This is a genomic window from Sulfitobacter sp. L-8, assembly GCF_056859255.1.
The window spans coordinates 126,972-153,509 of sequence record NZ_JBSXOD010000046.1; the positions used below are offsets into that span (position 1 = coordinate 126,972).

Consider the following 26,538-nt stretch of genomic DNA (forward strand, 5'->3'; position numbering starts at 1 on the left):
GCTGTGTCGCCTGCGTTCAATCGGCACCTTGGGCCCGCGCGGGACCAATTGCCGCAGACGCCCCGGGGCAACCCGGCCTATGGGTCCGCAACGGTCGCAAACGCCACGCCGGTGCCGTCGTGATATTGACAAGCCTGCGCAGCACCGCCAGATAGGCCACGGATATAAACCCGCAACCGGGCGTCTCGTAGGCGCCAAACCGACGAGGAGGCCAGCATGGCTCAGATTACTCTCACCCTTCCCGATGGCAACGCACGGCAATATGACGCAGGTATAACTGCGGGCGACGTGGCCAACGACATCTCGAAGTCGCTTGGCAAGAAGGCGATCAGTGCGACCGTGGATGGTGCGCATGTCGATCTGGCGTGGCCAATCAACGCCGATGCCGACATCGCGATCCATACCATGGCGGACGAAGATCAGGCCAACGAATTGCTGCGCCATGACCTTGCGCATATCATGGCCCGCGCCGTTCAGGAAATCTGGCCAGAGACCAAAGTGACCATCGGGCCGGTCATCAAGGATGGTTGGTATTACGATTTTGACCGCAAGGAACCGTTTTCCCCCGAAGATCTTGGTCTGATCGAAAAGAAGATGAAAGAGATCATCAACAAGCGTGACGCTATCCGCACCGAAGTATGGGACCGCCCCCGCGCCATCAAACATTACGAAGACCTGAACGAACCCTACAAGGTCGAACTTATCGACGCGATCCCCGGCGATGAGCCGCTGCGCATGTATTGGCACGGTGACTGGCAGGATTTGTGCAGAGGTCCGCATCTTCAGCACACCGGACAGGTTCCCGGCGACGCGTTTAAACTGATGTCCATTGCCGGTGCATACTGGCGCGGCGACAGCAACCGCCCCATGTTGCAGCGCATCTACGGTGTCGCCTTCACCGGCAAGGAGAAACTGCGCGCCCACCTGAATATGCTTGAAGAAGCCGCCAAGCGCGACCACCGCAAGCTGGGTCGCGAGATGAACCTGTTTCACATGCAAGAAGAAGCACCCGGACAGGTTTTCTGGCACCCCAACGGGTGGCTGATCTATACCCAGCTTCAAGACTATATGCGCCGCAAACAACGCAAGGGTGGCTATGTCGAGGTGAATACGCCCCAGGTTGTCGATCGCAAACTTTGGGAAGCGTCGGGCCATTGGGAAAAATACCAAGACCACATGTTCATCGTGGAAGTCGATGAAGAACATGCGCGGGAAAAAGCCGTCAACGCGCTTAAACCGATGAACTGCCCCTGCCACGTTCAGGTTTTCAACCAGGGTTTGAAATCCTATCGGGACTTGCCGTTGCGCATGGCTGAGTTCGGTTCGTGCAATCGGTATGAACCCTCTGGGGCTCTTCACGGCATCATGCGGGTGCGCGGATTTACCCAGGACGACGGACATATTTTCTGCACCGAAGACCAGATCGAAGCGGAAACCGCCACATTCATCGCGTTCCTGTCTGAGATCTACAAAGATCTCGGTTTTGAAAGCTTCAGCGTCAAATTTTCAGACCGCCCCGAAAAACGCTCAGGCTCTGACGAGGTGTGGGACAAAGCGGAATCCGCCCTTTTGTCTGCCACCCGCGCTGCCGGTATTGAACCGACGTTGAATCCCGGCGAAGGCGCGTTCTACGGCCCAAAGCTTGAATTTGTATTGACCGATGCCATTGGCCGCGATTGGCAGTGTGGCACCCACCAGGTTGATTTTGTGCTGCCGGAACGGTTGGATGCGTCCTATATCGGGTCGGACGGCGCGAAGCACCGTCCTGTGATGCTGCATCGGGCGACCTTGGGGTCATTTGAACGGTTTATCGGGATTCTGATCGAAGAACATGCGGGCAAGCTGCCGTTCTGGCTGGCTCCGCGCCAGGTCGTCGTTGCATCCATCACCTCAGACGCAGATGACTATGTCCGCGAGGTTGTTGCGACGCTACAAGCACAAGGTGTGCGCGCCGAGGCCGATGTGCGCAATGAAAAGATCAACTATAAGGTGCGCGAGCATTCGGTCGGCAAAGTGCCTGTCATTCTGGCGGTCGGCGCACGTGAAGTGGAAGAGAAGACTGTCTCGGTCAGACGCTTGGGCGAAAAGCAGACTTCGGTCCAACCTTTGGCCGAGGTGGCGGACGCTTTGGCGCTTGAGGCCACCCCCCCCGATTTGCGCCGCTGACTGAAACATTCGTAATTATTTCGCGACCGCATTGTTTGGAATATAACTGAATATTTCAACAATGCGGTTACGATCCGTGATAATTTACCGATTGTTACAAGAAACCTACCCAAATACTGACGCGGCTGTGACACACTGCTACGTGAGTGGATTTGTCGCAGGTTCGCGGATTTACTTGTCTTATCACCCATCAAACCAAACCATTAGAAGGACGAACATATGTCAGCTACTATGAAATCCCTTGCGGTCGCCGGAGCGATCGCCGCGGCAATGTCCGCACCCGCTACCAGCGCCAACGCGGCCTCGAAAGAAAAATGCTATGGCGTTTCGCTCGCGGGTAAAAACGACTGTGCAGCCGGTCCCGGTACGACCTGCGCCGGCACATCGGTCAATGACTATCAAGGCAACTCGTGGACATTGGTTGATGCGGGAACGTGCGAAACCATGGAATTGCCCAATGCGGCAGACGGTTCCAAGCGCACCGGTTCGCTGGAAGCATTGACCCGCGACGTTCCTAGCTAAGCCTACAGAGGCGCATGATATCAATGGTTTCATGCGCCGCCGTCAGACCGCGCCAACCTCGAGGGGAGACATGTCATGCTTGACAGTACCAGACAATTTGACCGGCTCCCCAATACGCCTGGCGTAGGATATAAACCTCAGCATTTCAAACAGCTCTGCGACGATCCTGATCCAGTTGAATGGATTGAGGTGCATGCGGAAAACTATATGGGTGACGGCGGCCGCCCCCGCGCGCAGCTTGCCGCGCTGTCTGAAAGGTTCGCCCTTTCGATCCACGGGGTTGGACTTAGCATCGGAGGAGAAATGCCGCTGGATGTCGACCACCTTAAACGGTTGAAAGCCCTATGCGATTGGGCAAAACCGGCCAGTTTCTCGGAACATCTTGCATGGTCCACCCACGGTTCAGAGTTCCTGAACGACCTTCTTCCGCTTCCCTATACACCAGCGACGCTGGCGCGTGTTGCGGATCACATCAATCAGGTTCAAGACACGTTAGGTAGAAAGATGCTGCTGGAAAACCCATCCAGCTATCTTGTTTTTGCTGAATCAACCTTATCTGAAACTGACTTTATTGCCGAAGTTGTCCACAAGACTTCCTGCGGTCTCTTGCTGGATGTCAACAATGTGTTCATTTCATCAGTGAATCTTGGCATATCTGCGTCCCACTACATTGATGCCTATCCGATTAACCATGTTCACGAGATTCACGTCGGGGGCCACGATACGCAAACCGACGATTCCGGCGCGCCGCTCTTGATCGACACACACGGTCAACCAGTGGATGAGCCAGTTTGGGAGCTTTTGAAATACACGTTGGGCAAAACCGGTCCCAAGCCAGTATTGGTTGAATGGGACAACGACGTGCCCGATTGGCCCGCGCTACAAGCCGAAACCAAACGCATCGCAGAGGTTCTGGCCGCATGACATCCCTTGATACATTCCGCTTGGGGTTGCTCGATCCCGGCTACCCCGCCCCTAAGGGTCTGGAAAACGGCACCCGCCAGGCCGCAGGCAATCGCTATGACGTCTACCGCAACAACGTCACACATTCGCTGATCGCCGCACTTCGGACAGCCTTTCCGCTGGTATACAAAATTCTGGGCGGAAAAAGCTTTGACACCCTGGCACCGGCGTTTGTACGGGCGCACCCGCCCCGTTCTCCTTTGATGATGCATTATGGCGCTGAATTTCCTCAGTTTCTGGCCGACATGCCAGAGCTTTCCAAGTTTGGGTATCTGGCAGATTGCGCCAAGCTAGACCTTGCTTTTCGCGCGTCATACCATGCGGCGGACACTGTTCCGATTGACCCCACCGTGCTTCAATCTCTGCCGCTGGACGTGTTGATGCAGGAAAGGATGTTGCTTGCGGCCTCCACGCGCATCCTGCGATCCAACTGGCCGATATTCGACATCTGGCGCTTCAACAATGTCGCGGACGCGCCAAAACCCACACCGCAGGCGCAGGATGTCTTGATAACGCGTCCTGAATTCGACCCCCAACCCTACCTGTTACCGATGGGTGCTGCCTTTTGGCTGAATAGGCTCGGCATGGGTGATACATTTGAACAAGCATACGATGCAGCCTTGGCCGCCACGCCAGAATTTGATCTCTCGAAAAGCTTGATTGTAGCATTCCAAAGCGCTGCGTTCTGCAAAGTTCAGGGTTTTTGAGATGCTGAGACCCCTGAACATCTATGGCAATATCGTAGCTAATATGGCGGATCAGGAATGGATCATTCCAACTTGTGGCCGCCTGCTTTTTGCTGCGACCCTTTTTATGTATTTCATCAATTCCGGCTTAACCAAGATTGGCCAAGGGTTTAGCGGTGCATTATCGCCCTCGATGGGCGCATATGTCCAAATTCTCCCCAAAGCGTTCGAGGCCGCCGGTTATGATCCGTCGGGTTTGGGCATGCTTCAGCACATCATCGTATACGCCGGCATACTCGCAGAATTCATCTTGCCGGTACTCATCGTGTTGGGGCTGTTCACCAGAATTGCAGCCCTGGGTTTGATCGTATTCGTGATGGTGCAGTCATTCACGGATGTATTTGGGCACGGACAGGTTGATGCGTTGGGCGGCTGGTTTGACAGATTTCCCGACAGTACAATATTGGACCAGCGGAGTTTCTGGGTGTTTGTGCTTTTGACGCTGGTCATAAAGGGCGGCGGGCCTTTCGCTGTCGACCGCTTGGCAGGCCTGCGACCCTCCCGGCTTCAAAATGCGCTATGACAAAGCTTTAACTTCGGCCTCTATTTCGTTGTTCCAACCTAGAAAAACCTGATCGTTGAACGCAATCAACGGGCGTTTCATCAATGTCGGATGGTTCGACAACAACACCAGGGTATCTTCGGCGCGTTGAGCGTCGGTCAACGCGCGCCACGTGGTCGAACGCTTGTTCACCAGCGCTTCGCCAAACGCCTCGAAGGCGTGGCCCATCACATCGGCGGGCACACCCAGTGCGCGGACGTCAACCAACTTTGCATCCGGTAGGCTTCGCATTGCCTTGCGACAAGTGTCACAATTCTTGAGTCCGTAGATCAGCATTCTCAATCCTAAATTTACGCGTTCTGCCTAGCTTGGCTTCACGCCACCGCAGCATCCTGCCTTGTCAATACGGGAGCGCGTTATCATGCGGGCGTATTGCAAACGGGGTGCGTTATCATGGCGCTGTCATCATCCTATTGGGTTTTCAGCGCGTGGCACAGCACACGGACGACCGTTGGCGCATGAACGAACGGCCGCCCTGACCGGCTCTGCCGGCCTGGTCGTGACTAGCGGCAGCCTTTGTCACCCGGGAAACAGGAATACCGGACAGCCCGGGGTTGGTGTTGCGGATGATAGTGGCGTTCGTGGTGAGCTCTGTGGCGTGCCGGGTGCACCTTGACCTGTTGATAGGTCATAGACTGGTTTGGGGTACCACAAGAAATGATACCGTTGATAGCGACCGGCTGAAGCCCTGCGGGACAATAGTTTGCCGAACTGGGATAAGGGTATACTTTCACCTCGGCAGAACCTTGAACGGGCACCAAGACCGCCCCGACCATCCCGATTATGCCAAATAATTCCATTTTAAAACGCATCTTGTCCCCCGCGATATCTGAATAACCTTCTTTCAATGTGCCCAGCTCACCCGCATGTGTCTAGTCATTTCGTCCGGAAAGCCGATTTTCAGGTGTCAAAACAGCCGTGTAGGAAGGTGCGCTGGCCCATGAAACCGTATGCGCCTGCCATATGTGCGCGAAGGGGACAGACTGAATTTCGGGTACTTTTTCAGGAAACGATCAATCGCGATCCGCCCTTCCATACGGGCAAGCGTCAGGCCGACGCAGACATGCGGGCCACCTGCGAATGCCAGATGACGGTTGGGGTGCCGGGTAATATCAAAATGGGTCGGATTGTCGAATACCTCGGGGTCGCGATTGGCCGCGCCGATACACAAATGCAGATTCGTTCCAGCCGGAATTTCATACCCGCCGATCGCTACAGGCCTTGTTGTTTCCCGATTGCCAAACTGATTGGGTGACCGGAAGCGCAAAACCTCTTCGATACATGACGTAATCAAGCTTGGATCACGCGCAAGCTTGGAGCGTTGATCGGCGTGGTCATGCAGCAACGCAAGGCTCGACCCAATCAGGTTCGTTGTCGTTTCATGCCCTGCGTTCAGGATGAAAATACAGTTATGAATCAACTCGTTTTCTGTCAGTTCCCCGTGACTGTCGCCAAAGATAAGCCGGGTGAGCACATCGGTATCAGGGTCGCCCGGGGTCGCTTTGCGCCGCGCGATCAAGTCTTGCAGATAGGTTTTGAATTCGCTGACCGCCCGGTTTCCCTGTTCAAGCTGGGTCTGGGTCAACGTCGGCTCCAGCGCACCCAAGATGGCCAGCGACCAGTCCCGCAGGGGTCCGCGTTCGGCCATGGGCACGTCCAGCAGATTACCGATAATCTGAACCGGTATGGTCGCGGCGAAATCGTCGATCAGGTCAGGTTCGCGCGGCATCGTGTCCAACAATTGATCGACTACATCGATAAGTCCCGGTTCCATCCGGGCAAGCGCCTTGGGCGTCAGGGCGGCAGTCATGATGCGTCGCACGCGGGTATGCAGCGGCGGATCATTGAACACCAGTGACGTGGTGTGGTGCTCATACAACGCTGACCCCTGCCCGAACTTCGGGCCAAAAGCCGTTTTCTTGTCAGATACATAGATGTTGGTATCGCGGTAGATCGCGCTCAGGTCTGCGTGTTTGCAGATCAGGAATGACCCATCGGGTTGAGGGCAGACCGGAGTCTGATCCAGCAACTGATCGTAAAATGGAAACGGATCCTCGATGAATCCGTCCGGGGGCGATGAGAGGGTGAACATGCCTTGAATGTGCCCGGTTTCGTCGGAGTGTCAACGCTGCCTATGAAGTGCGGAAGCAGAAAACCGCGTGGACGATGGGTCACGCCATCACGCAGCTGATGAACGACCGGAACGCAGAGCTGCGGCCGCTGGAGTATATCGTCGAGGTAGACAAGGCGTGTGTCGGTGGTCCCCATGCAGTGGTGGATTGGCTCCGGGTCCGCGTTTTCCGATGCTGTGCGGCGGACACTGAACCGCTTGCTGCTAAGTCCCCATGAACCGCCGCCGCGCCTCCACGGCTATGTTGTAACGTTGCTGGAGGTCAGCGATCAGAGCCATCGCAACGTGTTTGGCATCGTCACCCTCTGCCTCCCTGTAGCTCTGCTTCGCCGCATCGAGCAGCTTCTTGATTTTGAATTCCTCGGGCAAGGCACCTGCCTCGGCCATTATGCGGCCCGCTACTGCCGTCGCCATGTCAATGAATGCCTCGCCCGAGCGGTCTGCTAGCGGTCTCCCCTCACCTTCTAGGCCACGCAGTTTGCCCTCAGCAAGGGCCTTCTGGATTTGCCGCTCTACGAGGCGCTCAAAGGGTTCGGGCATACTATGTAGCTTTCCGGCCGACATTGCTTTCCGATCGAGAACACAGAGGTCATTTTATGTCAATGCGCGGAACGTCTCCAGAAGCAACAAGGCGATCGCTCAAGATCCTGCACGAGACGGCCGCTTCGCATGCATCACCGACCTTCAGGGCAGGAGGAGCGGTAGCTTATGCTGCTGATTTCATTTAAAAAAAGCGGGCTACCGTACAACCTGCTGAAATTCGCGCCATTCCCCTTTTGACATCCCGGAACTTTCCTGGGTGACCTCTTCGCCCTTCACCATTCTGCGAATGCAATCGAGAGCCTTGCCCGACAGTGTCGCCCCGCCCAGGCGGTAATCCTCGAACGCGGAATAAGCGGCTGGGACCCAATCTGCCACGAGGTTGCAGATTGCATCTGCGTAAACGCGGATCTCGTATTGGGCATGGGCATCGGCCCGCAGTCGCAGGAAATGGAACAGGTTGTGCAAATCTACCTTCCAATACCACTGCGTGTAGATGTTTGAGGGTAGATTCATCCGCGCCAGTTCCCGTGCCAGGCCGTCCTGGGGCTGCCCATCGGGGCCGGTTTCGCCGATCATCGACTCGTAGTTGTCATATGCGCGGTTGCTGTCGGTCTTGAGAATTTCAAGCACACGGGCCGCTTCCTCGCCCTCAAGCACGCCGCCGCGCCCCTGATTGTTCACGACACTTTGCGCATTCACGTGGTCGGGGCTCGGAATATAGAACTCGCGGTCAAGGATCGAATAGCGGGCAGAATATTCATTCACGTTTGCTGTCCGGTGGCGTATCCACTGCCGCGCGACAAATACCGGCAGTTTGACGTGCAACTTGATTTCGCACATTTCAAACGGGGTGGAATGCCAGTGCCGCATGAGATAGCGGATCAGCCCTTCGTCATTCTGTACTGTTTTTGTGCCTTTGCCATAGCTGACCCGTGCCGCCTGGCAAATCGCAGCATCATCGCCCATATAGTCAATGACGCGCACAAACCCGTGGTCCAGAACGGGGATCGCCTTGTACAGATGGGCCTCCATGCCTTCGGACACAGCCCGCAAGGTAGGTCTGGGATGCGCGCGCAGGGCGTCGATTTCGGCTTGTTGGTCTTTATTCAGTGGCATGGGGGACGTCCTGTCATATGGGCGTAGATTCGGCCCTCACTATATCTGCGCCAAGCCCACATCGAAACCGCTATATGCAGTATTGTTTTTGGGTAGCACTTTCGCGGAGAATACGCCCGAACGTTGTTGGAACATTGACAATCGCACCGCGAAATAGCGACTGTTGTCTCAACAAAAAGAATATTTGAGGCAAATGGATTATGAAAACCGGTGTATCAGGGTTCGCGCTGTGTCTGGGGTTGGCGGCATGCGGCGGTGGTACCCCGTTCAACTCCGTGACCGTTGTAAATGGTGGTGGAAACGGGACAGGCGGCACCGCCATCCCCGAAACACTGGCCAACAACTTGAAAAGCTTCGCGTATAACCCCACTGCCCAGACCCTCACCGTTACGGGCATCAACGCAGACGACAGCCAGTTTACCGCAGCTTATCGCCGCCGTCCTGGCTTGGATCGAGCGGGATATGAAGCATACACAGCACAGGACGGTTCACTGGATCGCCACGTCACCGCCTACGTGAAAGACATCAATGGTACCCGTGCAACTGTAATCGTTACCGGCGGCCAGTTTGAGGAATTCTTTTCGGGCGCTGGATATTCAAGTGCGTCGTATGTAGCACCGGTACAACCCGGAACGCAGGGCGAAGGTGGTCTGGTGACTTATGCTGGCAATTATGTCGGGCTGCTGAATATCGAAGGCTCAGGCGAGGATTTGACCTCAGTCACGCCAGGCACACCGGATGACCCGCTGTCTGTGCAGGCGGCGGAGGTTACCGGAAAAGTAGTTATCACCGGCGACTTTACCGATGCAACCGTTGATGGGATCATCTACCAGCGGGAAATCGTGGACTATAAAACCGACGCGCCCTATAGCGTTCCCAACATTGCGCTGGATGGGACGGCTATTGCCGAAGACGGGAGCTTCCTTGGTACCGCATCGCAGAGGAATACGACCGTCGGCGAATATGGCGGGATTTTCGGCGGTGTCGGCGCGACCGAGGTGGCAGGAGTGGTTCGCGCCGAGCAGCATCTGGCATCCCCGACAGACAACTTGGACCCGGTAATCGAATATGGTGCATTCGTGTTGGCGCAGTGTGGCCAGCCGAACGAAGATCCGATCTGCAATCAGCCCGTGCGCTAAGGGCGCGCATGCAAGGTGTCTTGAAACCGCAAACTCTTGCCGTGGTCTGCGTCGCAGTTGCCCTATCCGTCGCCCCCCACTGGACCCGGGCGCAGCAAAACGCTGTTGAGCTTTCGTTACCCGAGGCACGGGCATTGGCGGCGCACGCATTGTCCAATGGCCGACCCGAACTGGCCTCAAAGATAGCCGGCGGTCTGCTGGAGGCCGACCCCAGATCCACATATGGGCATTACGTGCTGGCCAACGCTTACGCCGAGATGGGCCGCAACCGCGAAGGCCGCCAGGCGGCGTCACGTGCCTATCGCTATTCAACAGTACCCGTCCAGAAATTCGAGGCGGCCGAGCTGGCAGCCCGGCTTTCCTATGCAGAAGAACGGCCTACCCTGACGCAGCTATGGTTGCGTCGCGCGGTGCAGCACGCTCCCTCCGCGCAGATAGAGGCACAGCTGGCAAAGGATTACGCCAAAGTCCGGCAACAAAACCCGTTTTCTTTTTCTCTGAGCGGCGGGCTAAGACCTTCTACCAACGTCAACAACGGGGCGGATACCGCCCAGCAAGTGATCGACGGGCTTCCGTTCACGGGGCAGCTAAGCGGATCGGCGCAGGCGTTGTCCGGCGTGATTGGGTCAATCGACGGGATCGTGGGCTATCGATTGCGCGGTACGGCTACGTCGCGCATGGACGTTTCCGCGCGGGTGTTTGTGCAGCGCATCGCATTGGACAGCGCAGCGAATACAACCGCGCCCAATGTGCGCAACAGCGACTTGGCAAGCACCTATGGCGAAATCGCGTTGAACCAACAATTCGCGATCGGTAGCCCGGGAAGCAGCGTAGACGTTAATGCCGCGGTTGGCCGATACTGGATAGGGGGTAACCCCAATTATGGCTTTGTCCGCTTGGGGGCAGGCCATCAGTGGCAGATGAACGCGCGGACGGCATTGACCCTGAACTCCAGCGTGGAACAACGATTTTCCGCGCGGTCAGACATCTATGACAGCCGCACGCTCGGGGTCGTCGCCGGTGCGCGGCACACTTTGGGATGGGGGGACAGTGTCTCTGTATCACTGAACCTGCTGAACACCGCCAGCGACTTTGTAAACAGCCGTGTCTCGGCCGCCGCCGTGCGTATGACCTATAGCTTTGCCGACCAGATTGGTCCCGCGCTGGTAAGCGTGGGGCTGGTGCTTGGCCGATCAGATTATCCAGACTACGTAGCCGTTTTCAACGTGCCCGGCGGCAAACAGGACCGGTCAGCCTATGCAGATGTGAATATCTTTTTGCCTGATATGGATTACGCGGGCTTTGCCCCCACGGTAAGGATCCGCGCAGGACGCACCCAGTCGAATGTCAGCAGGTTCGATACCCGAGAAATCTCTGTCGCCGTGGGCATTCGATCAAAATTCTGAGAAGTGCTGGCATGATCTACCAGCCATGCTAGGTTCAAGGCGCAATTAGATCAAAAGGACCTCCCATGCCGATCAAGTATCTTCACACAATGGTACGCGTTAAAGATCTGGAAAAATCCCAGGCTTTCTATGAACTGCTGGGGCTGCAAGAACGCCGCAGGATCGATCATGAAGAAGGCCGGTTTTCGCTTATATTCATGTGCCCCCCGGGCCAGGATGACGGTCATGCGGATGTAGAGCTTACCTATAATTGGGACGGTGATGATGCATTGCCGGACGACAGTCGCCATTTCGGTCACCTCGCCTATACGGTTGAAAACATCTACGAGACTTGCGAGATGCTTCGGAATAACGGCGTGACGATCAATCGCCCCCCACGTGACGGGCGCATGGCGTTTATTCGGTCGCCTGACAATGTATCAATCGAATTGCTCCAAGAAGGTGACGCGCTTGAGCCAGCCGAACCTTGGGCAAGCATGGCAAACACCGGCCATTGGTAATGATCGGAAAGGTGCTGAAAAATTTATCGTTTTCAGTACTGTTGATGACTGTGCCGGCGGCGGCATCCGCCGCAGGGTGCAGGTTGGCCTTGGTTCTGGCGATGGATGTGTCCAGTTCGGTCGATGCCGAAGAAGACAGGTTGCAACGCGGCGGATTGGCCTCGGCGTTGCTGTCCGAACCGGTCAGAACAGCCTTTTTCTCGTCTGATCTGCCTGTCGCTCTGGCTGTTTATGAATGGTCAGGGCGATACAATCAGCACATCATACTGGATTGGCGGATGATCGATAGCCCCTCCGCCCTGCGCGAAGCATCGGAAACCATCGCATACAGCAAGCGGAGCTATAATGATTTCCCTACCGCCATGGGATACGGGCTTGGTTTTGGGGCGGCACTGCTGGAGCGCGGGCCGGAATGTCTTTATGCCACTCTCGACATGGCTGGTGACGGTCAAAACAACGAAGGTTTTGGACCGCAGCTTGCCTATACGGAATTCCCGTTTGGCGACGTGACGGTCAACGGTTTGGTGGTGAACGCTGCAGAGTTTGAAGCCGAAGTGGAACTGGTTGACTATTACCAAAACCAGGTGCTGCACGGCCCGGGGGCTTTTCTGATCATAGCCAACGGCTTTCGAGACTATGAGCGCGCGATGCGGATTAAACTGGAGAGAGAACTGACACCCCCTGCCATTGGGCAGCTTCGCAAGCCGGAGTCCGCCGGATGATAAGGGCGTTGGCCGCGGCTCTTGCACTGACAGGGACTGCAAACGCCGCCCCATGTCGCCAAGCGCTGGTTCTGGGGCTTGATGTTTCGGGATCGGTCGATGCGCGCGAATATCGATTGCAGCTGGATGGTGTCGCGTCAGCCTTGGGCAACCCCAATGTGCGTGACGCTTTGCTGGCAACACGACCCGCAGTGGTTTCGGTGCTGATCTATGAATGGAGCGGCCCGGATGATCAAAGAGTTCTGGTGCCTTGGACCGATATCTCCGGAAGCGCCACAATAGATGAAGTTATTGATCAGTTGGCCAGCACCGCGCGTCGCGATGCGTCGCCGGGTACCGCACTTGGCGCGGCCATGGCAGCGGGCGCACAACACCTGAGCCAGCGCCCGGATTGTGCAAAGCGCACCTTGGACATTTCGGGTGATGGAAAGTCCAACCTCGGGCCACGTCCCCGAGATGTCAAAAACAACATGGCGGGCATGGGGATAACGGTCAATGCGCTGGTTGTCACTTTGGACCGTCCGCGCCCCGTTGAAGGTAGCGATGCCGGCAACGAAGATCTAGCGGCATATTTCAAAGCGGAAGTCATTACAGGTGCCGACGCTTTTGCTGAGACCGCGAGAGGGTATGCCGATTATGAGGCTGCAATGGTACGCAAGTTATTGCGTGAATTGGCCGGTCTGTCTGTCGCCCAGCTTACGGCGGATCAAAGATAGCGCACCCCCCCGCTGATGCGGATCGAGCTTCCCGGAGTGGGCGAAATCTGGGCGGTTATCATTGATTTTGCGCCCATATCCTCGCCTTGGATCAAGGTAATCTCGCCCCCATGGGGCCAGTCGATATCGCGCAGCATCCCGGCAAATGCCGCCGCCGCAGCCCCTGTGGCCGGGTCTTCCAGGACACCGCCGGAGGCAAAGGCATTTCTTACGTGAAACAGTGTGTCGGATGCTGGCCAGACCAGCGCGATGGTGACCAATCCGTGCGTCCTCATCAACTTCTTGCCTGGATCCAGCGGATAAGCCATGCCGGCCAGCGTGGCGCGACTGTTCAAAGTGAGGATCAGGTGATCTGCACCAGCGTTGGCCAGCGAGGGTTTTATCCGTGGGTCCAGGTCGTTGGCGGTTAGGCCGAACAATTGCAGCGCCGCCTCGGTAACCGGCTCCGTTGCGGGTTTGCTTTTCGTGGGCGGCGATTGCAGCGCTGCGTGTAAATGGGTGTCTGAATGTCGACCCTCGACGGTTATTTGGGCTGCATTTAAGGTCAGATCAAAGATGCCGTCGCCGAACCGATCCGCCAAGGCAGCCCCCAAGGCAATGGTGGCATGACCGCAAAAAGGGACTTCGCTTTCCGGCGAGAAATAACGAACGCGCCATCCGTCCCCGGCGGCGCGGGCAAAAACTGTTTCGGAATACCCCACATCAGCTGCGATCTGGCGCATCTCTGCGTCCGTTGGGTGGTGATCCGCGATCACAACCCCGGCAGGATTGCCCCCCTGTTGGTCAATCGCGAAAGCAGCAAGCCGCAATGGGTGCATCAGGTTCATTTTCCGCCTAACCTAGGGTTTCGTGCATGACGCCATCATGATCCGCAAGATTGCCGAGGTCCAGACCCACTGATCCGGAATGCCTCATATCAAAAAGCGTACGGAAGAAAGTCAGTAAATATAGCGAATTTGATCGGACCAGTATCGCTCCATCCGCTTGAGCGAGAGGGTGACATCTTCCATCCCGGCCGGGCCAAGAACACCTTTCTTTTTCAACCCTACAGCGTGACGGCCAAACAGGTCCGATACCACCCCGCTTATATGCCGGCCTTTTTCCGTCAGGCGCACCCGCACTGATCTGCGGTCGATCTCGCATCGCTGATGATGCATATAGCCCATATCAACCAGCTTTTTCAAATTGTAGCTGACGTTGCTGCCTTGGTAATATCCGCGCGTTTTCAGCTCGCCCGCGGTTACTTCGTTGTCCCCGATGTTGAACAGGAGCAATGCCTGAACGGCGTTGATTTCTATCACCCCGACCCGTTCGAATTCATCTTTGATCACGTCCAGCAGCAAGCGGTGCAATCTTTCAACAAGGCTTAATGCATCAAGATAACCTTGCATAAAGTTCGCATGAGAGCCCGGTATGGTAAGGGAATCTTGAATACTCATATTTCTTCTCCAACTCTGACTGTGGGTCAGAAACTGGAGAAGAAACTAAAATATATCGTTAAACCAAACGGATGCCGTTCAAATGGGTGGTTTTCGCGCAAGTTTCGGGACTTACAGAGGGTTGTCCGCCAGATGCGCCTGGATATCCGCAATTAGGCCCGAATATTCATCCGGTACGACAGACTGCCCCGTAACCCATTGATAAAGATCGTGATCATTTTCGCTGAGCATTTGATCATACAGCGACAAACCGTCCTCATCCATCGTCGCAAGCCTTTGAGAAGCATAGGACGGCAAGATCAGGTCCATTTCCTTTATGCCACGCCGCATCGATCTCATATGCAAGCGTTTCACCTTATATTCATAAAGCTCAGTCACGGGTTTCACCCTGAAGAATGCCACGTAGTCGCTTTTCCAGACGTCCGACCTGTTCGGCCCGCTTCAGCATGTCGGCACGCACTTCACGCAGCGCGATCAAGACTTCCTTCACGCTTGCAGCATTTGTCGATACGTCTTCGGGCGCATCGACCCCCTCGCCTTCACCATTGATCAGCCACATCATGGAGACCCCCAGTATACCCGCCAAGGTTGAAAGGCGGTTCGCGCGTGGTTCAGACAGATCATCCTCCCAGGCGCGCAACGTTGACTGCTTGATACCGATACGTTTGGCCAATGCCGCTTGGGTCATGTTTGCGTTCTCGCGTGCAGCAGCGACACGATCACCAAAGGTAGCAACCTCGGATCCGTACCAGTCTTCATTCTCAGTCATTGTGTCTCTCCTGTTTTTGACACCGATGTCGCTTGAACGGTGCGTGGCTCAGCCGTATGAGGGTGACGTACATATATCAAACTGAGGCCGAAATGGAACTGCTGTCCAAGACCCTTGCGCGCGTAAAACCGTCGCCCACCATCGCTGTAACCCAAAAGGCAGCCGAACTGAAAGCCGCAGGCAAGGATGTGATTGGGCTCGGCGCAGGTGAACCCGACTTCGACACGCCGCAGAATATCAAGGATGCCGGTATCGCTGCAATCAACGCAGGCAAGACCAAATACACCGCTGTCGATGGGATTCCCGAACTGAAGCGTGCGATTTGCGACAAATTCAAGCGCGACAACGGGTTGGACTATGTGCCCGCGCAGATCAGCGTTGGCACCGGCGGCAAGCAGATCTTGTACAACGCGCTGATGGCGACAATGAACCCCGGCGAAGAGGTGGTAATTCCGGCCCCGTATTGGGTCAGCTACCCCGACATGGTACTGCTGGCAGGCGGTACTCCGGTTATTGCCCCCGCCACGCTTGAGAATAATTTCAAACTTACGCCGGACGCGTTGGAAGAAGCGATTACGCCAAATACCAAATGGTTCATCTTCAACTCGCCGTCGAACCCCACCGGCGCGGGCTATAGCTGGGATGAATTGAAAGCGCTTACGGATGTTTTGATGCGGCACCCGCATGTCTGGGTAATGACCGACGATATGTATGAACATCTGGCCTATGATGATTTCAAATTCTGCACCCCCGCGCAGGTTGAACCGGCCCTGTATGACCGCACGTTGACCGTGAATGGCGTGTCCAAAGCCTATGCCATGACGGGTTGGCGCATCGGCTATGCCGCCGGTCCAGAAAAGCTGATCGGGGCGATGCGCAAGGTACAATCGCAGTCCACGTCAAACCCCTGCACCATCAGCCAATGGGCGGCGGTAGAAGCGTTGAATGGTACGCAGCATTACATTCCCGAGAACAACAAGATGTTCGTGCGCCGTCGCAATCTGGTGGTGGATATGCTGAACGATATCGACGGCATCGTGTGTCCTGTTCCCGAAGGCGCATTCTATGTCTATCCTTCCATCGCGGGGCTGATCGGCAAGACATCGGCGGCGGGCGTCGAAATCTCCGATGACGAAAGCTTTGCCACCGCATTGCTGGAGGAAACCGGCGTCGCTGTGGTTTTCGGGGCGGCGTTCGGTCTGTCACCGAATTTTCGCATCAGCTATGCAACCTCCGACGAGGCGCTCAAGGAAGCTTGCACACGAATTCAGAGCTTTTGCGCAAAATTGACCTGAAGCACGAAGGACCACGCCATGTCGAGCGATTTGCCAGACTATTACTTTAGGGTTCGCGAAAACGGAGCAGCGGTGTTTCGTGTGGATACCGAAAATCGGCAACGTCGGATCGAGATGGATCAGATTGCCGTGGTCAATATCCGTAACGGAGAGATCAAGCCACAAGGCGAACGTGTGCTGTCCGACGACGACCTGGCGCGTATCCAGGCATGGATGGAAGAGCGAAAACAAATTCTTGCGCGACGTGAAATGGATGACATCCACCGTGCCTTGGACCACCTGAACCTGACCACTCAATGGGTTCAGTCCAAGGCGACGGAAGACCAGCTTGACGTCGTTACTGACCGTTTGCTGATGGCCATGCATGATTTGCGCAACGCCTTGGTGCGTAAAAAGGCGGACCGGCTCAATTAGGCTCCGGCGCACGTTCCTTAGTCAGATGTTAATGCTTGGGGCCGGCATTAGTGCCTTCAGGGTGGTCGTCCAAAAGCGTGCGTTTAGCAGCAGCGCCGCCACACCCAACCCTACCACCAGACCAAGCCAGACCCCGATGCCGTTCAGCCCCAACATGAACCCAAAAAGATAAGACGCCGGGATGCCGACGACCCAATAGCTGATCCCGGCAAGGATCATCGGCACTTTGGTATCCTGAACGCCCCGCAATAGCCCCAGTGCCACGGCTTGGGCCCCATCGACCAGCTGAAACAGCGCTGCCATCGCCAGCAGGCCGACCCCAACCGCAAGAATCTGGTCCCGGGCGGGCTCATCACGCTGCATGAATGCATTGATCAATGGCTCCGGCCATAGAACGAAACCGACAATGGTCGCCGCTGCCACCAACAGCGACATCGTCGTGGCTGTAACCGCACCCCGAACCAGGTGTGCTGGATCGCGACGGCCAAAGGCATTGCCGGCGCGTATTGTCGCGACATTGCTGATTCCCAGGTGGATCATGAACGTGATAGACGCCAGTTGCAGCGCAATACCGTGGGCGGCCAGTGCGATAGTACCCAGCCACCCCATCATCACCGCGGACGCCGCGAACAGCCCTACCTCGCTTAACCCTGTCACCCCGATGGGAAGCCCCAAGCGGAATACCCGTGCCAGCATTTCCCAATCGGGACGCCATAAACGCACAAAAATCTGATGTTCAGGCATCGCTTTCAGCACGTATATAACGACCGCCAGCAAAGACGCGCTATGCGACGTCAGCGATGCAATGGCCGCGCCGCGCACCCCCAGTTCCGGTGCGCCCCAGTTCCCGAAAATGAACATGTAGTTGGCCAGAGCGTTCACCACCGCGGAAAATATCGTGATCCAGAACACAACCTGAGTGCGCTCTAGCGCTGCAAGATAACTTTTGAGCACCATGACCAGCAGCGCAGGAATGATGCCCCAGCCTGCGATCATCAGATATTGCCGGACCATTTCAGCCAGCTCAGGTTCCTGCCCCATCAATCCCATGATCGGCCCGGACCATATGAACAGCGGCAACGCGAGCAGCGCAAATCCGAGCGAGAGCCACAGCCCCATGCGGGTGGCGCGGCGCAGCCCGACTTCGTCGCCTTCGGCGTCAAAGGCGGCCACCATTGGCATCACCCCCCATGCGAAGCCCGATCCAAATATCAGCAGGACAAAGAAATAGGTGCTTGCAAGTGTGACGGCGGCAAGCCCTTCGACGCTGTACCACCCCACCATGACAGTGTCGGTGACCCCAATGGCCACCTGCCCCAGATGTCCTCCGACCAGCGGCAGACCCATTATGGTGATCGCGCGCGCGTGCCCCGCATATGTCATTTTCATTGTCATCTTTCCCACATACTGTGCGATCGTGGTAAGGGAAAGACCCGCTTGTCTTGTGACGACCGCGAAATTTCAACCCAGCCGTGCCGAAAAATGGAGATGACAGCATGACAGCCCATTGGACCGAAACCGTCGACCTGAATGGCAAGCCCTTTTACATCCGCCACTGGGGCGATGAAAATGCACCACGGTTATTGATGCTGCACGGTTTCCCCGAGCATTCGGGCGCGTGGGCCGAACTTGCGCCTTTATTGGCTGAACGGTTCCACTGCATCGCCCCCGACCAACGCGGTTATGGCCAAAGCTGGCGACCGTCAGAAGTTGAACACTATAAAACGTCGCAACTGGTGTCGGATATGGTGGCGCTTATCGGGGACGCGCCCGTTATCGTGTTGGGCCATGACTGGGGGGCGTCGGTCGCTTATGCATTGACGATCGGCCGCCCGGATCTTGTGTCAAAGCTTAGCATCATGAACGGCGTTCACCCTGCGCCATTCCAGCGCGAACTTGCCAAGGGCGGTCCGCAGACCGATGCCTCGCAATACATCCACTTTTTGCGGCGTGAGGGGTCCGAGGATATTCTTGCCGCAGATGATTTTGCTAAACTGATGGGATTGTTTTCCGCGCATATGAACATGAGTTGGCTGCACGGCGATACCCTGGTCGGCTACAAAGCGGCGTGGCGTGATGCAGCGGGTTTGCGTGGGATGATCAACTGGTATCGTGCATCGCCTCTCAGACTTGGTGGGCCGGGCGAGCGGCTGGAAAACGCGCTGACATTCGACCCCGCCCGACTGCAAATCCGCTGCCCTCACCTGTTGATCTGGGGCAGGGACGACACCGCGCTGTTGCCCGAGTCTACCGAAGGGCTGGAAGACTTTGCCCCGAACCTGACCCGCGTGTCGATCGACGGTGCCGACCACTGGTTGCACCACCAAAAGCCGGACGAAATCGCCGACGCGATTCTCAGGTGGCTCTAGGAACGAGCGCCGCCTCGCGGGTCCCGCCACGGGCCCGTGCGCAGCCAAGCTGCGGTCCGACGCCACAACCTCTGCAAACTGTGGTTTTTGCGATGCCATCCACCCTTCCCCCGACGCTAACGGTCTGGCATAGTACCACCCTAACAAAAGCAATATACAGGCAGGCCCCTTCATGTCCGATCTCCTTTCCGGTGCGCAGCCCAAAGCCAAGGAATATGATGCCTCTTCGATCCAGGTTCTCGAGGATATGGAGCACGTGCGCCTGCGCCCCGGTATGTACATCGGGGGCAAGGACGACCGCGCGCTGCACCATATGGTCGCGGAAATCATCGATAACTCGATGGACGAGGCGGTTGCGGGCCATGCCACCTGGATCGAGCTGGAGCTGCATGAAAACGGCCACGTCACCGTGCGCGACAACGGGCGCGGAATCCCTACCGATCCGCACCCCAAAGACCCCAGCAAATCGGCGCTGGAGATCATTTTCTGCACGCTGAATGCAGGTGGCAAGTTCTCGGGCGATTCCTATGAAACATCGGGCGGTCTGCACGGCGTGGGCTCGTCGGTCGTGAATGCGCTGTCAGACCACCTGCGGGTCGAGGTCGCGCGCAACCGCGAGCTTTTCGCGATGGAGTTTTCGCGCGGCATCCCCCAAGGCAAGCTTGAAAAGATCGGCGCGGCCCCGAACCGGCGCGGTACCTCTGTCACCTTCCACCCCGATGCAGAGATCTTTGGCGCGCTCAAGCTCAAGCCCGCGCGGCTGTTCGCGATGGCGCGGTCCAAGGCCTATCTGTTTTCCGGCGTCGAAATCCGCTGGAAATGCGGCCAGCAGGACGGCGACACCCCGCAAGAGGCGACGTTCCACTTTCCCGGCGGCCTATCGGATTATCTGAACGAAACGTTGAAAGGGTCGACAACCTACGCCGAACACCCCTTTGGCGGCACCGTCGACTTCCGCGAGAAATTCAACGCACCGGGCAAGGTCGAATGGGCAATCAACTGGACGCCGTCGCGCGATGGCTTCATCCAGTCCTATTGTAACACCATCCCCACCCCCGAAGGCGGCACCCACGAGGCCGGCTTCTGGTCCGCGATCCTGAAGGGCGTCAAAGCCTACGGCGATCTGGTCGGCAACAAGAAGGCCGGCACCATCACCCGCGATGATCTGATCACCGGCGGCTGCGCGCTGGTGTCCTGCTTTATCCGCGAGCCGGAATTCGTCGGCCAGACCAAGGACCGGCTGGCCACGGTGGACGCGCAGCGCATGGTGGAAAACGCCGTGCGCGACCACTTTGACAACTGGCTGGCGGCGGATACCAAAAGCGCCGGGGCGATCCTTGATTTCCTTGTGCTGCGCGCCGAAGAACGCCTGCGCCGTCGTCAGGAAAAAGAGACCGCGCGCAAGACCGCCACGAAAAAGCTGCGCCTGCCCGGCAAGCTGACCGACTGTACGTCCAAGACCCGCGAAGGCACCGAGCTGTTCATCGTGGAGGGCGATTCCGCCGGTGGCTCCGGCAAGGGGGCGCGCAACCGCGTCAATCAGGCGCTGCTGCCGCTAAAGGGCAAGATCCTGAACGTTCTGGGCGCGGCATCCGGCAAGCTGAACACCAACGCCGAGATCAACGACCTGTGCGAAGCGCTTGGCGTCGGGATGGGCACGAAGTTCAACCTTGATGATCTGCGCTATGACAAGATCATCATTATGACCGATGCGGATGTCGACGGGGCCCATATCGCGGCGCTGCTGATGACGTTCTTCTATACGCAGATGCGCCCGATGATCGATGCGGGGCATCTCTACCTCGCCTGCCCGCCGCTGTACCGCCTGACCCAAGGCGCCAAGCGCGTCTATGTGTCTGACGACGCAGAAAAGGACATGTGGCTGGAAAAAGGTCTTGGCGGCAAAGGCAAGATTGATTTGCAACGCTTCAAGGGTCTGGGCGAAATGGACGCGAAGGACCTGAAAGAAACCACGATGGATCCCACGACGCGCAAGCTGATCCGCGTCACCGTGCAAGAGGACATCGCCGGGGAAACCAGCGATCTGGTCGAGCGTCTGATGGGGAAGAAACCGGAACTGCGATACCAGTACATCCAGGAGAACGCCCAGTTTGTGGAGGAGCTGGATGTTTGATGAAAGGGATGGCATTCCGACCTACCAAATGCTCATGCGACCGGTTTTGAAGTCAGCTGAAAGTAGTCCCCGAAAGATATCGGAAGTTGTAGAGGAAATTTCTGACGCATTAGGCTTATCTAGCAATCAACGCGAAGTCTTGCTTCCCAGTGGGAAACAGACCGTAATCGCCAACCGTATACACTGGGCAAGATCCTATCTAAAGCAAGCCGGGCTTGTCAAAAATACCCAGCGGGGGTGGTTCGAGTTAACAGATACAGGATTACTAGCGCTCAACGACGTCACCAACGAAATAGACGTCAAGTATCTAGATAAGTACGAAGCATTTCAGGAGTTTCGCCAGCGTTCAAATAAGACTGGTGAGCTAGAAGTTTCTGATACAACTGCGACTAAAGGCGAAACCCCGGACGAACAAATTGAGGATGCCCTCAAGCGCTGGAACAAAACTCTTTCAACCAGTTTATTGAAAGCTACACAGGAAGCCTCCCCCGCGTTCTTTGAACAACTCATTGTTGAATTGTTAATTGGCATGGGTTACGGAGGTTCGTCAGAAAACGCTGGCCGTGCACTTGGGAAGTCAGGTGACAACGGTATTGATGGCGTAATTGACCAGGATCCTCTTGGCGTCGACCAGATATATATCCAAGCAAAGCGCTATGCTTCCGAAAATGTTGTTGGGTCAGGTGATATCAGAGATTTTTTTGGTGCGTTGAGCATCCATAAAGCAACCAAAGGTATATTTGTAACCACGTCAAAGTTCACCACTTCCGCCAAGGACACCGCACAAGCATTGGGAGGCCGCATCGTGCTAATCGATGGCGAAAGACTGGCAAACTTAATGATAACTTATGGAATTGGATGTCGCCAAAAATCAGTCGTTAGACTAATGGAACTGGACGAAACGTTTTTTGACGAAGTTTAATATTAATCTCGACACATTGGTATTTACCACCCGAGGCCCCGCCTCGGGCCGCGCCCGACCCTCCCGACGGGAGGGCGCACTTCGTGCCCCCTGGTCTTCGACCGCTCCAGCCTCAAACTGTCCCCCGGACAGTTTGCAAGACGGCCTCCGCCCCAGGGTCAGGCACGACCCTTAACATCTGTTCCGCCGGGTATCCGCTACGGCCCCTAACTGCCGCCCATCCGAGGCCCCGCCCGTTCGACCCTGAAACCTTCCCCCGGAAGGTTTCCGAGACGGGTCTCACCCCCCTCGCAAAATACCGCTTGATCACCACCCCGCTTTCACCCAACGTTTCGGTATGATCCGTACCCTCACCCTTTTGCTGTTCCTCGCCTCTTGTGGGCGCCCGTTAACCGAGAATGAGCAGGCATTCGCCCGCACCATCATGGGCGAAACCCTGAACGTACGCCAAGCGCGGCTGCATAATGGGTCGCCTTCGCGGGGGGTGACGATGACGCGTCAGGCGCGGCCGCGCACCACCTGTCGCGAACGGATCCTGCCGCCTGAAAAGGTCGGCGAAGTCATCACCACCAAGCCCGCCGCCATTGCGCTTTGGAATACTGTGTTGTTCGACAAGGACTGGTATCTCGACGATTATCTGCCCGATTATCCCGACCGGATCGGATTGATCGCCGCGATGATATTCAGCCACGAGCTGACCCATGTTTGGCAATGGCAAAACCGGGCGACCACCGGCTATAGCCCCCTGCGCGCGGCGTTTGAACACACCGGCGGGGTTGATCCGTATTTGTTCGATCTCGACTCTGATCCCAAGTTCAGCGATTTCGCCTATGAACAACAAGGCTCCATAGTCGAGGAATTCGTCTGTTGCCGCGCACTTGCGCCGCAAGCGCCCCGGACCCAGCGTCTGCGCGCGTTGATCAGCCAGGTCATGCCCGTGGCCGAGCTGCCGCAAAATCGCACATACGAGGTAAAGATGCCTTGGAGCGGCGTTGATCTGAACGGCATCTGCGGGTGAGCGTTGCCCCGCCCCGGCTTTGGGGGACGCGCCTAAACGATCGGCTCCGATTGCGGCGTAGCGGTGATTTGCATTGCTGGTGCGGCGCGATACGCAGGCACAGCCGATCAGCCCCCGTCGCGCAGCGGGTTCGTCAGAACAAACGAAATGACATCGTCGTTCAACGGGTTATCGACACCTGGCAAGGTGATCGTCAAACCGGTGCTCAATGACACTTTCAGCGATCCCTCAGACACCGTCTGATGCGTGACGAACGTGTTCTCGTCATCGGTTTCGACAACCAGCGCGTCGTGTTCGACGTTATAATCTTCTATCGTCACGTTCCCTTGCGCATCTGCTGTCGCAATGAAGGTGTCCGCGCCTTCTCCACCCGTGCCCGTGTCTTCGGAGCCGAGGTACAAGAGGTCGTCGCCGTCTTCTCCGAATAACTGATCGGGCATGTCGTCGTCAGCGGAGCCCGCCTCACTGCCTGAAAGCACATCGTCCCCGTCGCCGCCCTCGATGATGTCAGCCCCCGAACTCCCGTTCAGGATGTCGTCATCGTCGCTTCCCGAAACGGACTCGCTGTCGCTTAGCCCTTCATTCGAGCTCTCTGCCTCGAGTTCTGCGGCGAATTCTGACAAGGTCGTTCCATTGCTGTCGACAAACTGGTCTTCGTCGCCTATCCGCATCGAATCATCTTCAGGCATGTCTGTGTCGTCGTTCCCGCTAAACGGGTCGAATACGGCAACCATCGAACCAAAGGCTGCGAAAAGAAGTAATAAAAGAGGTGACATATCAATATCCTGTTCGGAATCGGTATGCTGATTCAGCATGTCACCTTTTGGGTGAACATGTGATATAAATAAGGCGTTTACCCTGCTTTTGTGTCACCAATGGGCGTTTTTCAACCAGTGAATGGATTCAAATGGCGACCAGGCGACCACTGTCCAACCTTATTTGCCGATCCATACGCGATGCCAGTTCAAGATTATGCGTGGCAATCACCGCCGACAGGCCGGTCCCACGCACCAGCGCCATCAACGCGGCAAAGACCTGATCAGACGTCGCAGGGTCAAGGTTACCCGTAGGTTCGTCGGCCAGCAGCAATCTGGGTGCATTGGCAAGCGCCCGGCAAAAAGCGACACGTTGCTGCTCGCCCCCCGACAGGGCTGCGGGACGGTGATCTGCGCGATGACCGATGCCGACCTCGTCCAACAATGACAGGGCGCGGCTGCGCGCATCCGCTTGCGATACGCCGTTGGCAAGCTGGGGCAGAACGATGTTCTCAAGTGCGGAAAATTCGGGCAGAAGGTGATGAAACTGGTAGATGAACCCGACATCACGCCGCCGCACTCCGGTACGCTTGCGGTCCGATTCACCGGTCATGTCCGTCCCGGCGATTTCAACGATGCCGTTATCCGGCGTGTCCAGCAACCCCGCGATGTGCAGCAGTGTGGATTTTCCTGCACCCGATGGGGCGACCAGGGCGACGACCTCGCCCGAGGCGACGGTCAGGTCGATGCCGCGCAATACGTTTACCTGGTTGGGCAATCCGGGGTTGTAGGATTTGTCGATGCCGGCAAGGCGCAACACGGGGTCATTCATAGCGCAGCGCCTCTACCGGGTTCATCCGAGCGGCACGACGCGCGGGAAATATGGTCACCACAAACGAGAGACCCAAGGAAAGCCCCACCGCCGACAGAACGTCACCGAGCTGAAGCTTGGCGGGAAGAAAATAGATGCCCCTAATCGACGCATCCCAAGCGGTTCCCCCGGAAAGCCAGTTCACAACGCCGAATATCTGGTCGACATACAGCGCGAAAAGACTGCCCAAAATCACCCCCATCACCGTTCCAATGATGCCTGTGAAGGCCCCGCAGATGAAAAAGACCCTCAGGACCGATCCCTCGCTCAACCCCATCGTGCGCAAAATACCTATATCGCGGCCCTTGTTCTTGACCAGCATGATTAGCCCCGACACGATGTTCATTGCAGCGATCAGCACCAGAATGCTGAGGATTACGAACATCACCCGATCCTCGATATCAAGAGCATCCAAGAATGACCCGGACGCATCTCGCCATGTCCAGATCATACCGCGGTCACCGGCAGCCGAGAGCAACGGCATGGTCAGCGCATCGACGTTGTCGGGGTTCTCGACCATGACTTCAAGCTCGTCAGCGACGCCCTCGCGATTGAAGAACGATTGCGCTTCAGCCAGCGGCAGATAGGCCCGGGTACGGTCGATATCATAGCGCCCGGCGCTGAAGATATACACCACGTCATAGGCATTCACCCGCGGGCTGGTTCCGAATGCTGTCTTGACGCCGTTCGGAGAGATCAGCTTGATCTTGTCGCCCACACCGACGCGCAACGCCTGTGCCACACCGGAACCGATCGCAATGCCTTGGTCAAAATCGGCAAGGTCACCTTCGGCGGTTTCCGGGTTGGCGATGCGTGGAAGTTTCGCAAGATCGGCACCCTCGATCCCGTACACTTCGATGCCCGCGTTCGCCTGGCCCTTGTTCGCCATAACCTGCCCGCGCACCAACGGGGCTACGTGGGTGACGCCGGGAACTTGGGCGACCCGCGCGGCCATTTCGGTATAATCCGCGATCCCGGTCTGGGTAACGCCGTTGTCGTCCACGGCCGCCATGTTGTACACGGTCACATGGGCATTCGCCCCCAGGATCGTATCGACGAATTCAGCTCGAAACCCCGACCGGACCGCCAAAGTAGCGATGAGCGCAAACACGGCCAGCGTGATGCCGATCAGACTGATCCACGTCATGACGCTGACACCGCCTTCGGCACGTCGCGCCCGAAGATATCGCCATGCGATCATCCATTCGAATGGGGCAAAGGGTGGTGTCTTGGAAACTGGGTTGGCCAAGGGGGGTCTCCGGGCAAGGATCAATCGGGCGCAACCTGCTGGTTTAGCCGCATAGGGTCAAGCTGCGAGTG

Annotated in this window: 28 protein-coding genes; 16 read left to right on the plus strand and 12 right to left on the minus strand. The window is 56.8% G+C overall.

Annotation, left to right across the window (positions count from 1 at the left end):
* Window positions 1–216: 216 nt before the first annotated feature.
* The 5 genes from thrS (at window position 217) to AC13DE_RS10155 (ending at window position 4,920) form a co-directional block, all read left to right on the plus strand.
* On the plus strand, window positions 217–2,166 hold the full coding sequence (gene thrS / locus AC13DE_RS10135; protein ID WP_483047741.1) for a threonine--tRNA ligase: 1,950 nt from the start codon (window positions 217–219) through the stop codon (window positions 2,164–2,166).
* Window positions 2,167–2,385: 219 nt separating this feature from the next.
* Entirely contained in the window at window positions 2,386–2,688 is a 303-nt protein-coding gene (locus AC13DE_RS10140) for a BufA1 family periplasmic bufferin-type metallophore (RefSeq protein ID WP_446295080.1), read from the plus strand.
* 75 nt (window positions 2,689–2,763) lie between these two features.
* Window positions 2,764–3,612, plus strand: coding sequence for an MNIO family bufferin maturase (bufB, locus tag AC13DE_RS10145; RefSeq protein WP_446295081.1), 849 nt, complete (start codon window positions 2,764–2,766; stop codon window positions 3,610–3,612).
* Window positions 3,609–4,358, plus strand: coding sequence for an HvfC/BufC family peptide modification chaperone (locus AC13DE_RS10150; RefSeq protein ID WP_483047742.1), 750 nt, complete (start codon window positions 3,609–3,611; stop codon window positions 4,356–4,358). The genes bufB and AC13DE_RS10150 overlap by 4 nt, the downstream gene beginning before the upstream one ends.
* 1 nt (window position 4,359) lies before the next feature.
* The gene (locus AC13DE_RS10155; protein WP_483047743.1) at window positions 4,360–4,920 is read left to right on the plus strand and encodes a DoxX family protein; all 561 of its coding nucleotides are present in this window, start codon (window positions 4,360–4,362) and stop codon (window positions 4,918–4,920) included.
* Here AC13DE_RS10155 and AC13DE_RS10160 read toward each other — a convergent pair.
* The 4 genes from AC13DE_RS10160 to thyX all read right to left on the minus strand — a co-directional run bounded on the left by AC13DE_RS10160 (window position 4,915) and on the right by thyX (window position 8,749).
* Window positions 4,915–5,235, minus strand: coding sequence for an ArsC/Spx/MgsR family protein (locus AC13DE_RS10160; protein WP_483047744.1), 321 nt, complete (start codon window positions 5,233–5,235; stop codon window positions 4,915–4,917). The genes AC13DE_RS10155 and AC13DE_RS10160 overlap by 6 nt on opposite strands.
* A 631-nt stretch (window positions 5,236–5,866) precedes the next feature.
* Window positions 5,867–7,051 (minus strand): cytochrome P450, encoded by a 1,185-nt coding sequence (locus AC13DE_RS10165; RefSeq protein ID WP_483047745.1) that lies wholly within the window; start codon window positions 7,049–7,051, stop codon window positions 5,867–5,869.
* 243 nt (window positions 7,052–7,294) lie between these two features.
* A complete protein-coding gene (locus tag AC13DE_RS10170) occupies window positions 7,295–7,630 on the minus strand; it encodes a DnaJ family domain-containing protein (RefSeq protein ID WP_446306426.1) in 336 nt (111 codons plus the stop codon).
* A gap of 198 nt (window positions 7,631–7,828) precedes the next feature.
* Window positions 7,829–8,749, minus strand: coding sequence for an FAD-dependent thymidylate synthase (thyX, locus tag AC13DE_RS10175; protein ID WP_483047746.1), 921 nt, complete (start codon window positions 8,747–8,749; stop codon window positions 7,829–7,831).
* A 200-nt stretch (window positions 8,750–8,949) separates the two neighbouring features.
* Here thyX and AC13DE_RS10180 point away from each other — a divergent pair, with 200 nt between their 5' ends.
* The 5 genes from AC13DE_RS10180 (at window position 8,950) to AC13DE_RS10200 (ending at window position 13,232) form a co-directional block, all read left to right on the plus strand.
* Window positions 8,950–9,888, plus strand: coding sequence for a thymidylate synthase (locus AC13DE_RS10180; RefSeq protein ID WP_446295088.1), 939 nt, complete (start codon window positions 8,950–8,952; stop codon window positions 9,886–9,888).
* A gap of 8 nt (window positions 9,889–9,896) precedes the next feature.
* Entirely contained in the window at window positions 9,897–11,294 is a 1,398-nt protein-coding gene (locus tag AC13DE_RS10185) for a tetratricopeptide repeat protein (protein ID WP_483047747.1), read from the plus strand.
* A 65-nt stretch (window positions 11,295–11,359) separates the two neighbouring features.
* A complete protein-coding gene (locus tag AC13DE_RS10190) occupies window positions 11,360–11,794 on the plus strand; it encodes a VOC family protein (RefSeq protein WP_446295090.1) in 435 nt (144 codons plus the stop codon).
* A gap of 11 nt (window positions 11,795–11,805) precedes the next feature.
* The gene (locus AC13DE_RS10195; protein ID WP_446306425.1) at window positions 11,806–12,516 is read left to right on the plus strand and encodes a DUF1194 domain-containing protein; all 711 of its coding nucleotides are present in this window, start codon (window positions 11,806–11,808) and stop codon (window positions 12,514–12,516) included.
* Window positions 12,513–13,232, plus strand: coding sequence for a DUF1194 domain-containing protein (locus AC13DE_RS10200; protein WP_483047748.1), 720 nt, complete (start codon window positions 12,513–12,515; stop codon window positions 13,230–13,232). The genes AC13DE_RS10195 and AC13DE_RS10200 overlap by 4 nt, the downstream gene beginning before the upstream one ends.
* Here the strand turns inward: AC13DE_RS10200 and AC13DE_RS10205 are convergent.
* From AC13DE_RS10205 to AC13DE_RS10220, 4 genes are all read right to left on the minus strand, one after another.
* Window positions 13,223–14,059 (minus strand): PhzF family phenazine biosynthesis protein, encoded by an 837-nt coding sequence (locus tag AC13DE_RS10205; RefSeq protein WP_483047749.1) that lies wholly within the window; start codon window positions 14,057–14,059, stop codon window positions 13,223–13,225. The two genes, AC13DE_RS10200 and AC13DE_RS10205, sit on opposite strands and share 10 nt — an antisense overlap.
* A gap of 111 nt (window positions 14,060–14,170) precedes the next feature.
* Window positions 14,171–14,671 (minus strand): MarR family winged helix-turn-helix transcriptional regulator, encoded by a 501-nt coding sequence (locus tag AC13DE_RS10210; RefSeq protein WP_483047750.1) that lies wholly within the window; start codon window positions 14,669–14,671, stop codon window positions 14,171–14,173.
* Window positions 14,672–14,782: 111 nt separating this feature from the next.
* A complete protein-coding gene (locus AC13DE_RS10215; RefSeq protein ID WP_446295095.1) occupies window positions 14,783–15,049 on the minus strand; it encodes a succinate dehydrogenase assembly factor 2 in 267 nt (88 codons plus the stop codon).
* Window positions 15,042–15,440, minus strand: a complete 399-nt coding sequence (locus AC13DE_RS10220) for a helix-turn-helix domain-containing protein (RefSeq protein ID WP_483047751.1) — start codon at window positions 15,438–15,440, stop codon at window positions 15,042–15,044. The genes AC13DE_RS10215 and AC13DE_RS10220 overlap by 8 nt, the downstream gene beginning before the upstream one ends.
* A 92-nt stretch (window positions 15,441–15,532) precedes the next feature.
* Here AC13DE_RS10220 and AC13DE_RS10225 point away from each other — a divergent pair, with 92 nt between their 5' ends.
* Window positions 15,533–16,735 (plus strand): pyridoxal phosphate-dependent aminotransferase, encoded by a 1,203-nt coding sequence (locus AC13DE_RS10225; RefSeq protein WP_446295097.1) that lies wholly within the window; start codon window positions 15,533–15,535, stop codon window positions 16,733–16,735.
* 18 nt (window positions 16,736–16,753) lie between these two features.
* Complete coding sequence (locus AC13DE_RS10230) at window positions 16,754–17,149, plus strand: hypothetical protein (protein ID WP_446295098.1); 396 nt, start codon at window positions 16,754–16,756, stop codon at window positions 17,147–17,149.
* 21 nt (window positions 17,150–17,170) lie between these two features.
* Here AC13DE_RS10230 and AC13DE_RS10235 read toward each other — a convergent pair whose 3' ends face one another.
* The gene (locus AC13DE_RS10235) at window positions 17,171–18,544 is read right to left on the minus strand and encodes an MATE family efflux transporter (RefSeq protein WP_483047752.1); all 1,374 of its coding nucleotides are present in this window, start codon (window positions 18,542–18,544) and stop codon (window positions 17,171–17,173) included.
* Window positions 18,545–18,645: 101 nt separating this feature from the next.
* On the opposite strand from AC13DE_RS10235, the gene AC13DE_RS10240 reads away from it, so the two are divergent.
* The 4 genes from AC13DE_RS10240 (at window position 18,646) to AC13DE_RS10255 (ending at window position 23,592) form a co-directional block, all read left to right on the plus strand.
* Window positions 18,646–19,518: an alpha/beta fold hydrolase gene (locus tag AC13DE_RS10240; protein ID WP_483047753.1), complete on the plus strand. Its 873-nt coding sequence runs from the start codon at window positions 18,646–18,648 to the stop codon at window positions 19,516–19,518.
* 172 nt (window positions 19,519–19,690) lie between these two features.
* The gene (locus tag AC13DE_RS10245) at window positions 19,691–21,652 is read left to right on the plus strand and encodes a DNA gyrase/topoisomerase IV subunit B (RefSeq protein ID WP_483047754.1); all 1,962 of its coding nucleotides are present in this window, start codon (window positions 19,691–19,693) and stop codon (window positions 21,650–21,652) included.
* Complete coding sequence (locus AC13DE_RS10250; RefSeq protein ID WP_483047755.1) at window positions 21,645–22,574, plus strand: restriction endonuclease; 930 nt, start codon at window positions 21,645–21,647, stop codon at window positions 22,572–22,574. The genes AC13DE_RS10245 and AC13DE_RS10250 overlap by 8 nt, the downstream gene beginning before the upstream one ends.
* Before the next feature lie 337 nt (window positions 22,575–22,911).
* A complete protein-coding gene (locus AC13DE_RS10255) occupies window positions 22,912–23,592 on the plus strand; it encodes a hypothetical protein (RefSeq protein WP_446312450.1) in 681 nt (226 codons plus the stop codon).
* A 107-nt stretch (window positions 23,593–23,699) separates the two neighbouring features.
* Here AC13DE_RS10255 and AC13DE_RS10260 read toward each other — a convergent pair whose 3' ends face one another.
* From AC13DE_RS10260 to AC13DE_RS10270, 3 genes are all read right to left on the minus strand, one after another.
* A complete protein-coding gene (locus tag AC13DE_RS10260) occupies window positions 23,700–24,368 on the minus strand; it encodes a calcium-binding protein (protein ID WP_483047756.1) in 669 nt (222 codons plus the stop codon).
* Between the two features lie 127 nt (window positions 24,369–24,495).
* Window positions 24,496–25,179 carry an ABC transporter ATP-binding protein gene (locus tag AC13DE_RS10265; RefSeq protein ID WP_446297693.1) on the minus strand — a complete coding sequence of 228 codons (684 nt, stop codon included), beginning with the start codon at window positions 25,177–25,179 and terminating at the stop codon, window positions 24,496–24,498.
* Window positions 25,172–26,419, minus strand: coding sequence for a lipoprotein-releasing ABC transporter permease subunit (locus AC13DE_RS10270; protein ID WP_446312943.1), 1,248 nt, complete (start codon window positions 26,417–26,419; stop codon window positions 25,172–25,174). Before AC13DE_RS10270 ends, AC13DE_RS10265 begins: the two co-directional genes overlap by 8 nt.
* Window positions 26,420–26,538 lie beyond the last annotated feature (119 nt).